General features: G+C 60.1%; 9 protein-coding genes. 1 reads left to right on the top strand and 8 read right to left on the bottom strand.

Features of this window, described 5'->3' with window-relative positions; genetic code table 11:
- Positions 1 to 43 precede the first annotated feature (43 nt).
- Positions 44 to 523 carry a DUF411 domain-containing protein gene (locus tag KBT70_RS17040; protein WP_296636957.1) on the top strand — a complete coding sequence of 160 codons (480 nt, stop codon included), beginning with the start codon at positions 44 to 46 and terminating at the stop codon, positions 521 to 523.
- 173 nt (positions 524 to 696) lie between these two features.
- Here the strand turns inward: KBT70_RS17040 and KBT70_RS17045 are convergent, their stop codons facing one another.
- From KBT70_RS17045 to KBT70_RS17080, 8 genes are all read right to left on the bottom strand, one after another.
- Positions 697 to 3,297, bottom strand: coding sequence for a nitrate reductase (locus tag KBT70_RS17045; RefSeq protein WP_296636962.1), 2,601 nt, complete (start codon positions 3,295 to 3,297; stop codon positions 697 to 699).
- Positions 3,294 to 3,626, bottom strand: coding sequence for a nitrite reductase small subunit NirD (nirD, locus tag KBT70_RS17050; RefSeq protein WP_296636965.1), 333 nt, complete (start codon positions 3,624 to 3,626; stop codon positions 3,294 to 3,296). Before nirD ends, KBT70_RS17045 begins: the two co-directional genes overlap by 4 nt.
- Positions 3,623 to 6,064, bottom strand: a complete 2,442-nt coding sequence (gene nirB, locus KBT70_RS17055) for a nitrite reductase large subunit NirB (RefSeq protein WP_296636988.1) — start codon at positions 6,062 to 6,064, stop codon at positions 3,623 to 3,625. The genes nirD and nirB overlap by 4 nt, the downstream gene beginning before the upstream one ends.
- Positions 6,064 to 7,722 (bottom strand): ABC transporter ATP-binding protein, encoded by a 1,659-nt coding sequence (locus tag KBT70_RS17060; RefSeq protein WP_296636968.1) that lies wholly within the window; start codon positions 7,720 to 7,722, stop codon positions 6,064 to 6,066. The genes nirB and KBT70_RS17060 overlap by 1 nt, the downstream gene beginning before the upstream one ends.
- 6 nt (positions 7,723 to 7,728) lie before the next feature.
- A complete protein-coding gene (locus KBT70_RS17065) occupies positions 7,729 to 8,799 on the bottom strand; it encodes an ABC transporter permease (protein WP_296636971.1) in 1,071 nt (356 codons plus the stop codon).
- Positions 8,800 to 8,830: 31 nt separating this feature from the next.
- Positions 8,831 to 10,195, bottom strand: coding sequence for a CmpA/NrtA family ABC transporter substrate-binding protein (locus KBT70_RS17070; RefSeq protein WP_296636974.1), 1,365 nt, complete (start codon positions 10,193 to 10,195; stop codon positions 8,831 to 8,833).
- 251 nt (positions 10,196 to 10,446) lie between these two features.
- Positions 10,447 to 11,616 carry a CmpA/NrtA family ABC transporter substrate-binding protein gene (locus KBT70_RS17075; protein WP_296636977.1) on the bottom strand — a complete coding sequence of 390 codons (1,170 nt, stop codon included), beginning with the start codon at positions 11,614 to 11,616 and terminating at the stop codon, positions 10,447 to 10,449.
- Complete coding sequence (locus tag KBT70_RS17080) at positions 11,613 to 12,188, bottom strand: ANTAR domain-containing protein (protein ID WP_296636980.1); 576 nt, start codon at positions 12,186 to 12,188, stop codon at positions 11,613 to 11,615. Before KBT70_RS17080 ends, KBT70_RS17075 begins: the two co-directional genes overlap by 4 nt.
- Positions 12,189 to 12,349 lie beyond the last annotated feature (161 nt).

The following is a 12,349-nucleotide window of genomic DNA, read 5'->3' on the forward strand; positions in this document are numbered from 1 at the left end:
AATGCCCTATTGATCCACTGTGAAACTCTGAAAGGACGACACCATGATCCAAGATCCTCTCTCACGCCGCACACTGGTGCTCGGTGGCGCCGCGATTGTTGCGACATGGCCCATCGGATCACTGGCGCGAACCACCGGGCCAGTGATGCATGTGGTGAAAGACCCCAACTGCGGCTGCTGTTCGGCCTGGATAGACATCCTCGAACGTGACGGGTTCCGCGTGACGACAGAGGCGAGCACGGGCACGCAGCTTATGCGCTACAAGTTCGAGAATGGCATCCCCCAAACGATGGTTTCCTGTCATACGGGCCGTGTTGACGGTTACATGATCGAAGGACATGTTCCGGTCGCGGATATCCGTCGTCTGCTTGAAGAACGTCCCAATGCAGTCGGCCTTGCCGTCCCAGGCATGCCCTATGGCTCACCGGGTATGGGACCGGCGTCCGAGCGCGAAGCCTATGACGTCTTCTTGATAGATCGCGAAGGCCGCACAGACGTGTTCAGCCATTACGAAAGCGCCTGACGGCCGATCGTGCGCTGCGCGGAGGTTGGCGGGCGTTCTTTTGGGATCGCTATGGTCGGCGACAGCGGCGAGGCAATGCGCCTTGCGGGCCAAGTAGATGCCCTCGGTCGCTGCGGTCAGGTTGCATCCGCGCCCCGGCGCGCGCCTAATAGCGTGGATATAGGGGGCAAGGGTCATTCCGCCGCCTCCAGTCGTTGCGTCAGAAGGGCGGCCAAGTCCGGTCGGCACGATCCGCAACTTGTGCCCGCTTGCAGCGCCGCGCCGATGTCATCGACACTTTTCAGGTTTTGCGCCGTAATCGCAGCGGTGATCGTGTTCAGACCCACATTCAGACAGACGCAGACCATCGGGCCGGGATCGGCCACACCCGCATCGGGTCGCCCGGCAAGAAGGCCCGACCCCTTTTGACCCACCGCTGCCGCCAGATGACCACGCGCAAGCAACACAGGGTCGGGCGCGATGAACAGCGCAGCAAGCGTCCGCCCGCCCTCCATTAGCGCAAGCCGATGCGTACCTCGCACCGAGTCTTCGACGCTCAGGCAGGCGGCATCCGGCAGGTTGAAAAGTGCGCGCGCAAAGGTTTCCCAATCGGAAGGCGGTTCAATCCCCGCCATTTCGCAACGCCAGCCACCGCTGTGGCGCGCGCGCGCCCAATAAGTCGCATCTGGGTTTTGTGCACCAACTGAGACCGCAAAGCCGTACCATGCAGGGTTGAGCGCGCTTACAGCGACATACGCGCCTTTGCTTTCAGGCTGGCCAGAAACAGGATCGGTGACAGCCGCGACCAGCGTATCGACGCGTCCCATGGGGGCGGTGTCAGCGGTCCAGTGCATAGGTGCGAAGACATGATAACGCTGCACTCGGTCAGTGATCGAAACCCGAAGGATTGCTTGGCCTTGCGGGCTGCAGACACGGGCCAGCGTTGCATGGGCAAGGCCAAGCTGCGCTGCGTCTTCGGGGTGGATTTCAAGGAATGGCTCTGCAATATGTTGGTTCAGGCGCGGGGCCAGCGCGGTGCGCGTCATGGTGTGCCAGTGATCGCGCACGCGGCCCGTGTTCAGGCGGAACGGATAGGCAGCCGCAGTCTTGGAAGCCAAACCGCGCGGAATGATCGGCAGCATCCGTGCGCGTGCGTTGGGGGTGAAGAACCCACCCCGTCCGAAAAAGCGCCCGCCCTTTTGACGTGTACTGACCGGCCACCGTGTGGGTGGCAATGCATCATAATCGGCGTCAGCCAGAGCTGATATGTCGAAGTCCCGGCCAAGACCACCCGCAATGCCAGACAGTGCCGCGTATTCCGCAAAGACTTGGGCGGCGGTCTCCCAGCCGAAGGCGTCTTCCCAACCCATCCGCGCTGCCACGTCCGCGATCATCCGCCAATCGTCACGCGCCTGCCCCGGTGCAGCCAGAAAGGGGCGCTGGCGGCTGATGGTGCGGTCAGAATTGGTGACGGTGCCGGATTTTTCGCCCCAGGCTGTAGCAGGCAGGATCACATCAGCCAGTCGCGTCGTATCGGTCTGCGTGATATCGCTGACCACGACAAAATCGCACCCCTTGATGGCGGAGGCCACCGCATCGGCATCTGGCATAGACACGGCGGGATTGGTGTGGATGATCCATAAGGCCTTGATCCGTCGCTCGGCCACCGCGCGAAACATATCAACGGCCTTGAGTCCGGACGCCTCTGGCAGGGTGGGGCTGTGCCAGAAACCTTGAACTGCGGCGCGGTGAGAGGGGTCTTCGACATCCAGATGACAGGCCAGCATATTGGCAAGCCCCCCCACCTCGCGTCCGCCCATGGCGTTGGGCTGACCGGTCACAGAAAACGGCCCCATGCCGGGGCGACCGATCCGGCCCGTTGCGAGATGGCAGTTCAGGATTGCGTTCACCTTGTCGGTGCCGCTTTCCGATTGGTTGATGCCCTGAGAATACACCGTGACGACCCTCTGGGTCGAGGTGAACCAGTCACAGAATGTCGCCAGTTGACTGTCGCTCAACCCTGTCAGCGTCGGGTCAGTCGCGCGCGCGGCGGCCAAGGCCGCGTCAAATCCGTCGACGTGCTGCGCAACATAATCGTGGTCTACCCCATTGCGATCAGCCAACGCGACGAGCAGCGCATTGAACAGGACCGCGTCGCTACCGGGGGCGAGCGACAGATGCAGATCCGCGATATCGCAGGTCGCGGTGCGGCGCGGGTCCACCACGACCACTTTTGTGCCGCGCGCCTTTTTCGCTGCCACCAGTCGTTGATAGAGCACCGGGTGACACCACGCCAGATTGCTGCCCACCAGAACCACCAGATCGGCCTCATCCAGATCCTCGTAGGTCCCGGGAACGGTGTCTGCACCAAATGCCCGCCGATGCGCCGCCACGGAGGACGCCATGCAAAGCCGGGAATTGGTGTCGACATTGGCGGTGCCCATATAGCCTTTGATCAGCTTGTTCGCGACATAGTAATCCTCGGTCAGCATCTGGCCCGACAGGTAGAAGGCCACACTATCCGGTCCATGATGACGGATAGCCGCGCCAAACCTGTCGGCCACAAGATCAAGAGCTGCGTTCCACGTGGCCGGAACGCCGCCGATCAAGGGGCTCAGGACACGCCCGTCAACCCCGAGCGTTTCTCCCAAAGCAGTGCCCTTGGAACAGAGCCGCCCAAAGTTCGCAGGATGGTCCGGGTCCCCCTTCACTTGTGCCCCGCCCTGCCCATCGGGGGTCATCAACACCCCACAACCAACACCGCAATAGGGGCATGTGGTGCGGATTGCGGTCACGCGACCGCCCCTTGGATCAAGCGCGCCACGTCCAGCAGAATACGCCCGCCTTCAACCCGAGCCGCATAAGTGACGACCTTACCCATGTCTGTTCCCTTAGCCAGCCCGTCTGTCAGCCCGATCACCATTCCATGCAGCGGACAGGTCACGGCATGGCCATGCACGATCCCTTCCGACAATGGCCCGCCCTTGTGCGGACAGCGATCATCCAGAGCAAAGACTTGATCATCTTGGGTGCGGAACACGGCCACGCATCCATGCAAGGTTTTGACCACGCGCGCCCCGCGCCTGGGGATACTGTCCAATGGCCCGACATCCAGCCAATTCATTCTGCGGCCGCCTGCGTCAGATCCGCCAAGGGGCCGAAATCCGCCTGTGCCTGCCGTGTTGTGCGATCTGCCCAAGGGTCGCGTTGATAGACGCTTTGTGACAGATCGAACCGGGCGATCAGGGCGGCGCGGTTGTCCTGATCATCAACTACGCGCGCCTTGACCCAATCCAGCCCGACCTTGGCCAGCCATTTGTAAGGGCGATCCAGATATTTAGCGTGTTCGCGGTAAAGCTGAACAAAGGCCACGGTGAGGTCGATGGCCTCTTGTTCCGTTGCGACCTTGGCAAGGCGTTCGGTTTCACGCAGATCCATCCCGGCGGCCCCGCCGACGCCAATCTCAAACCCAGAGTCGACGCAGACGATGCCAACATCCTTGCAGGTCGCCTCGGCGCAGTTGCGGGGACATCCCGAGACAGCGAGTTTAACCTTGTGCGGGGTCCAAGACCCCCAGAGGCGCTTTTCCAGCTTGATCCCGAGGCCCGTCGAATCCTGCGTGCCGAACCGGCAGAAATCCGTGCCGACGCAGGTTTTCACAGTGCGCAAGCCTTTGGAATAGGCGTGGCCAGACACCAACCCCGCCGCGTTTAGATCGGCCCAGATATCCGGCAGGTCCTCTTTGCGAACGCCCAACAGATCGATGCGTTGACCGCCTGTCACCTTGACCGCCGGGATGGCGTATTTGTCGGCGGCATCGGCGATAGCGCGCAATTCGCGCGGGTTCGTCATGCCGCCCCACATGCGTGGCACCACAGAATAGGTGCCGTCCTTTTGGATATTGGCGTGGTTGCGTTCATTCACAAATCGCGACTGCGCGTCGTCGGTGTAATCCAGTGGCCAATCGGCCAAGAGGTAAAAGTTGAGCGCCGGTCTGCAGGCGGGACAACCGCATGAGGTGTCCCACCCCAGTTCCTGCATCACCGCAGGCATGGATCTAAGCCCGCGCGCCTTGATCAGACGGCGCACGTCCTCATGGGACAGTTCAGTGCAGCCGCACATTGGCAGCATCGCCGGTTTCTGGAAAGCATCGCCCAAGGTGCTGGCAAGCACCTGTTCCACCAACCCCGTGCAGGTCCCGCAGGAGGCGCTGGCCTTGGTCGATCCACGGATATCCGCAAGCGTTGTGGCGCCCTCGTCAATCGCAGCCAGAATCGTTGCCTTGCAGACGCCGTTGCAACCACAGATTTCCGCATCAAGCGGCAAGGCTGCAACGGCTGCCAAAGGGTCCGTTTGGCTACTCCCTTGATACGCAGGCCCAAAGATCAGTGTATCGCGCATCGCAGCGATATTCGCCCCATCCTTGATCAGGCCAAAGAACCACGACCCATCTGCGGTGTCGCCATACATGACCGCACCGATCAGCTGGTCTTGTTCAATCACCAACCGCTTATAGACGCCGCGCGCCGGGTCGCGGAACACGATATCCTCGCGCCCCGGCGCATCTGCAAAATCACCTGCACTGAAGAGATCAACGCCTGTGACCTTGAGCTTGGTCGCGGTCTGCACAGGCTGAAACGCTGCCGCCTGCCCCAGAAGTGTTGCCGCGACCACCTTGGCCTGATCGTAGAGGGGAGCCACAAGCCCGAAAAGCTGTGCGTTGTGTTCGACACATTCGCCCACGGCCAGGATATCTGGATCAGAGGTCACCATCTGGTCATTCACGACAACTCCGCGCCCGATTTCGAGCGCGGCGTCGGTGGCGATGCGGGTTTCCGGACGGATACCCACGGCCATGCAGACCAGATCGGCCTCGTATATGGTGCCATCCTCCAGCAGCACGGCCTCGACCCGGTCTTTGCCAAGGATCGCCTTGGTGGCCCCCTTGCAATGCACGCGAATGCCGCGCGCCTCGAGGTCTTTTTGGAGCAGATAGCCGGCTGCCGGATCAAGCTGACGTTCCATCAGGTGGCCCATCAGGTGTATGACCGTCACCTCCATGCCGCGCGCCTTGAGGCCCGCTGCAGCCTCCAGCCCCAGCAACCCACCACCGATGACAACTGCCTTGGCATTGGGCGTCGCGGAGGCGTCGATCATCGCCTGCGTGTCGTCCATGTCGCGATAGGTGATAACGCCGGGCAGGTCTTTGCCCGCAACCGGGATGATGAAAGGGGCCGATCCGGTGGCGATCAGCAGCTTGTCATAGGGTGTGGGGCCGTTGTTTGAATAAACCAGTTTGGCCGCGCGGTCGATGCGCACCACGCTCTCACCAAAGCGGCAGGTGATGTTGTGCGCGGTATAGAACTTTGCGTCATGGGTGACGATTTCGTCATAGGTCTTATCCCCCGAAAGGACTGGTGACAGCATGATGCGGTTGTAGTTGCCGCGCGGTTCCGCGTTGAACAGTGTGATGTCCCAGCGGTCCGGTTCGGCAGCGAGCAGATGTTCCAACGCACGGCCAGAGGCCATGCCCGCCCCGATGATCACGAGTTTTCGTTTCATCATGCGGCCTCCTTCTTATGTGCGCCATGTTCGTAATCCTCAAGAAATTGAAGCACTTCAGCGCGGTAAGTGTAGTAATCGGGATGTTCCAGCAGCGCCTTGCGGGTGCGGGGGCGGGGAAGGTTTACATCAACGATCTTGCCGATGCGGGCGCGCGGCCCATTGGTCATCATCACCACGCGGTCAGCCAGCAGGATCGCTTCGTCGACATCATGGGTGACGCAGACCGCCGTGACCTTGGTGCGCGACCAGACCTCCATCAGCACTTCCTGCAACTCCCAGCGGGTCAGGCTGTCCAGCATCCCGAACGGCTCGTCCAGCAACAGCAATTTGGGTGACAAGGCGAACGCCCGCGCAATGCCCACGCGCTGTTTCATGCCGTTCGACATCTCCAGTGCCACACGGTCCATACTGTCGCCAAGGCCGACACGTTCCAGATAGTATTCCACCACTTCTTGTCGTTCGGCGCGTGTGGCGCTCGGATAGACGCGGTCCACCCCGATTGCGACGTTTTCCTTGGCCGTCAGCCACGGGAACAGACTGGGTGACTGAAACACCACGGCGCGTTCGGGATCGGCACCGCGCACTTCCAGCCCGTCCAGCTTGATTGCCCCGCCAGAGATATCGTTCAGCCCCGCAGCCATTGTCAGCACGGTGGATTTTCCACAACCAGAATGACCGATCAGGCTGACGAACTCGCCCTTTTTCAGTTTAAGATCGAACTTGTCCACGACAGTCAAAGGCCCCTCCGACGACGGGTAAACCTTGGAAAGCTGCGAAAACTCCAGATACTTCTCGTCCAACGGGCTTTTGGCCGCCTCGGCATAAGCCTTGGGCGCGCCGTGGATTGGCGTCACTTGTGGCAGCTTGCGGGTCTCGGCAACCTTGGCGGCAATCCCCACATCCATCAGGTATTTCGTGATATCAACACGCAGACGCTTGAATGCCGCGTCGCTGTTCATCGCCGTACGCGACCTCGGACGCGGGATCGCCACCCTGAACGGTGCGCCAAGTGTGCCATCGGGGTTCAGTGGAATGATCCGGTCCGCCATCAGGATCGCCTCGTCCACGTCATTGGTGATCAAAACGACACTCTTCTGGTCAGCTTGCCAAATGGCGATGATCTCATCCTGCAAATTGGCCCGCGTCAGCGCATCCAGCGCCGAGAGCGGCTCGTCCAGCAGAAGCACCTCAGGGTTCATCGCCAGTGCCCGCGCCACCGACACTCGCTGGCGCATCCCGCCAGAGAGTTCCGCCGGACGGCGTCCCTTGGCATGGGTAAGCCCGACCATAGTGATAAACTTGTCTGCGATGGCCGCACGCTCAGAACGGCTGGCGGATTTGTGCACCGCATCGACAGCTAGCGCCACATTGCCTGCCACCGTCAACCACGGCATCAGCGAATAGGACTGGAACACCAAACCCCGCTCAGGCCCTGGCCCTGTGACGGGCTTTCCCTTGAACAAGACCTCACCTCGATCTGGCTGCGACAGTCCTGCGATCTGGTTGATCAGCGTAGTCTTGCCCGTGCCTGAAAACCCAAGGATGGCCAGAAACTCGCCCTCCTCCACGGATAGCGTGATGTTTCTCAACACGTCCTTGCGGTTCAATCCAGTGCCGAACCCCTTGCAAACATTCTTGAATTCTACAATGGCCATGATGGATTACCTGTTGTTCGAATAGGTGAAAAGCGACTGCATTGCATACATCAGTCGATCCAGCACAAAGCCGATGATGCCAATGGTAAAGACCGCAACCATGATCTTGGCGAGACTGGTGGATGACCCGTTCTGAAACTCGTCCCAGACGAATTTGCCAAGGCCGGGGTTCTGCGCCAGCATTTCCGCAGCGATCAGCACCATCCAGCCGACGCCAAGCGACAGGCGCAGCCCCGTGAAAATCAACGGCAACGCCGAAGGCAATACCAACCGCGTGATCTTGGTCCAGGTGTTCAATTTCAACACCCGACTGACCGAGATCAGGTCGCGGTCAATACTCGCCACGCCCAGTGCCGTGTTGATCAGTGTCGGCCACAGCGAACATAGCGTCACGGTAATCGCCGATGTGAGGAAAGACCGCGAAAACATGCCATCCTGTGTCACATAGACGGCAGACACCACCATTGTGACAATCGGGAGCCAGGCAAGCGGACTGACTGGTTTGAAAATCTGGATCAGTGGGTTCAACGCGGCATTCGTTGTGGGTGACAGTCCGGCGGCGATGCCCAAGGGCACCGCAACCAAGGTGGCGACCAAAAAGCCAAAGAACACCGTTTTGACCGAGGTCCAGATCTGCGCATAAAAGGTGGGCGATCCGGTATAAGGACGCTCGCGCACACGCTCTGTCTGACCTGCCGCAATCAATTCGGCATTGCGGGCGGCTTGACGTTCTTGAAACTCGGCCTTTCGTGCTTGTTCCGCCACATGCTCGGCGTGCAACACACCCACCTGTTCCCAAACCTGCGCCGGGCCGGGAATGGCCCCGAGCGAGGTTTCCACCCGTGGCGCAAGATTGTTCCACAGCAGCAGAAAACCGACAATGGCAAGTACCGGCACGCCGAGAAGCTGCCATATCTGCTTGGCCTGTGCTTTGGGATTGTCACCCGCAATAGCGCGGAGCAGCGGGGTCACGAAAGATAGACCCAACACCTGAAACCAGCCATCCAGTTTGTTGATTCGTGTGAACAGCCGTGCACGGCGCTCGGCGTGAAGTTGGGTTGGTTCTATTGCAGTCATGTCATGCGCTCCTTGGCTGAACTGCGGAACATCAGCCCTGCACCTCGTTGCCTATGACAACCTGATTGCCCTTCAGACCAATCGGCAGGCTGTTGATATAGGCGTTCGGTGCGCGGCCATCGAAGGGGATGGCGTCAATCGCCTGATCCGCAACCGGGCGGAACCCGTCATGTCCGAACGGAAAAGCACCAGCTGGCACTAGACCATCTTCCACCAGCGATTGAGCCGCATCCTCGAACAGATCGGACAGGAACACGCTGCGGGCTTTTTCAATATACCAATCATCGGTTTGCGCCTCGGTAATCTGGCCCCAGCGGCGCATTTGCGTCAGATACCAAACCGCATCGGACGCAAACGGATAGTTGGCATTGTAACGAAAGAAGACATTGAAATCCGGCACGGGACGCACATCGCCCTTTTCGTATTCGAACGTGCCGGTCATGGAGTTTCGCAAGACGTCGGGATCGGCACCCACATAGTTGGGACTGCTGATGATCTGAACGGCCTCTTCACGGTTGGCATTGTCATTCTCGTCCAGCCAGATCGCAGCGCGGATCAAGGCACGGGTCAGCGCGCGCACGGTGTTGGGGTTTTCCTCAACAAAGTCAGCCCGCAGGCCCAGCACCTTTTCGGCGCGCATCGGGAACACATCGAGATCGGTGGCCACCGGCACGCCAATACCCATGGCGACGGCCTGCTGGTTCCACGGTTCACCCACGGTATAACCGCTAATCGTGCCCGCCTCCAACGTGGCGGGCATTTGTGGAGGCGGGGTCACCGACAAGAGCGCTTCGGCATTGATTTGGCCGGTGACATTGTCGGCACTATAGAAGCCGGGATGAATACCGCCCGCAGCCAACCAATAGCGCAGTTCGAAATTATGGGTGGAGACAGGGAACACCATCCCCATGTTGAACGGACGGCCTTGATCGGCGAAAGCCTCTAACGCAGGGCGCAGGGCCTCGGCCGAAATGGGATGGACGGGCTTGCCATCCGCATCCGATGGGATCGCGGGGCGCATCAGATCCCAGACCTCATTCGACACTGTGGTGGCGTTGCCGTTCAAGTCCATGACGAATGGCGTCACGATATGCGCTTCGGTCCCGAACCCGATTGTTGCGGCCAGAGGTTGTCCGGCCAGCATATGCGCCCCGTGCAGATTGCCGTCGATCACACCGTCCAGCAAAACTTTCCAGTTTGCCTGCGCTTCAAGGGTCACAAACAACCCTTCATCTTCAAAATAACCGCGCTCGTAAGCAATGGCCAACGGTGCCATGTCGGTCAGCTTGATAAAGCCGAGCGTCAGGTCTTCGATTTCCGGAAAGGTATCTGCCTGCACCGCCGTAGCGCTGATGGCTGCGATCAAAGACGTGGTGGCAAGACGCGTGCGGATCATGATGTCATCCTCTGGCTGGGGCCCGTCAGCGCGGGCCAGAAACAAAAAAGCCGCCGACCGATACTGCGCGGAAAGCGCAATCTGGTCAGGCGGCTGTGCCCAGAAGGGTTCAGCATTGAACCCAATGTTTCGCAGAAACGACCCCATCGTCGCATCGCATTCACACTCTGCGGGTGCCATTCTCGTGATTCAAGACAAAGCCACCGAGGCGGCGCGCAATATGCACATCCAGCATCACGATGCCGAAATAATCAGCACCCTATCGCGCTGGAGTCAAAAATCTGACCATCAAAGAAAGAATCCGGCGCAAGGATCATCTGCCCGCGTTCCGATGCGACAGCCATGGCATGATGCAGACTGCCCTCCAACTTTTCCGACGCACCGGGCAGATCGGCCCCGGCAGACCGCAAGTTCCGACGATAGAGATCGGTGCGGCAGATCGCCTTGGCGGCCGCGATACTGTGGCCCATATCCAGCCCGTGCCGCGCCGCCATTCGTGCTGCAAACCAAGCTGCCTGCGACCGCCATGGAAAGCTGGCCGCCCCGTCGAAGAAACGGATCATGTCTGGCACCTGACGCAACTCACCTTGCGCGGAAATCACCATCTCGCCCCGAAGGCTTCTTTCCAACAGATCCACCGGCACGTTTACATATTCCGACTGCGCAAGGATGTCCGATGCAATCAACCGGTTCCCCGGCACGCTCAGCCATCGCGCCGCCCGCCAGATCGCCCGCATCAACCGACCTGTCAGGTTCGGGTTCTCGCGCACCCAGTCGTGACGCGCGGCCAGCACCTTTTCCGGGGCCACAGCCCAAATGGCCCGGCTTGGCAGCAACAGCGTGCCCACACCAAGCTCCACCGCAACCGAGCCCCATGGCTCGCCCACACAAAAAGCATCAATCTCTCTCGCGGCCAAAGCTTCGACCATGCGCGTGGGTGGAATGGTGCACAACGCGTAGTCAATCGGCGCGTCACGCAGCCAATATCTTATCAGTTCGACATGTGTGGACAGCGGAAACGGAACGCCGATCCGTACGGTCCCATCCGCGGTCTGCGCAAGCGCGTCACGTGCGCGCGCCGCATCGGAAAAACCGAAATCATGTCCCACCGACCGCAATCGGCCTGCAAGGGCCTGCGACACGCCGATCACATCGCCATTCACAGACAGCACCTGCAAGATGTCCAGACGTTCGACCGCGCCACCCAGCCCCAAGGCCATAGCCACTGGCAGGGGCGCCAGCATCTGCGCGGCGTCAACCTGCCCCCACAGAAGCATGTCGCGCAGGCTTGACCATGACGGCGCGTGCTGCAAGTCCAGGCCAAGCCCTTCTTCGGCGGCAAAACCCATTTCATGCGCGATGACGATCGGGGCCATATCAAGCAGCGGGACAAATCCCACGCGCAACGTGGTCAGGTTCATGACAACAACCCCGCGGCCGTCACGAGCGAGCTGGCCACATCGGCCACCTTGCGGCCTTGATCCATTGCTGTCTTTCGCAACAGCGCATAAGCGTCTTCTTCGGACATGTTGCGCGCCTTCATCAAGATGCCTTTGGCGCGGTCGATCAGTTTGCGTTCTTCCAACGCGCGGCGGGTTGTTTCCAGCTCGACACGCATGCGGCGAAACATCTGAAAACGTGCGATTGCTGCGTCCATGACACTAGCCACACGCTCAGGCTGCAACCCGTTGACGACATAAGCAGAAACACCCGCCTGAATGGCCTGCTGGGTGAGATCACGATCCGTCCGGTCTACAAAAAATGCGACCGGCCGTTCCATCGGACCCGAGGCTAGCGCCATTTCCTCCAGCGTGTCGCGCGAGGGGTTCGACATATCGATCAGGACGATGTCTGGAGCAATTTCGCACACGCGTCGGGCCAATCCCGCGGCTTCGCCGATCACCGTCACTTTATGCCCAAGAGGCTGCAAACTGTCGATCACAAGCCGTGCACGCGTTTCGTCAGGTTCTACGATAACGATGTGAAGTTTCATGTGACGCTCTTGTTTCCACAATCCGCACACTCTTTTTGACGGCCACACACAAGAACTTTCGATGATTTTCAATCGGTGGAGGCTTCGCTGTGACTGCAGACGCCCAAATACTGATCTGTCGAGGTAATTTTTCGGCGGAAGTGAAACATCCATGCGCCAGC

This window comes from Roseovarius sp., assembly GCF_018066915.1.
In the GTDB taxonomy this organism is placed as follows: domain Bacteria; phylum Pseudomonadota; class Alphaproteobacteria; order Rhodobacterales; family Rhodobacteraceae; genus Roseovarius.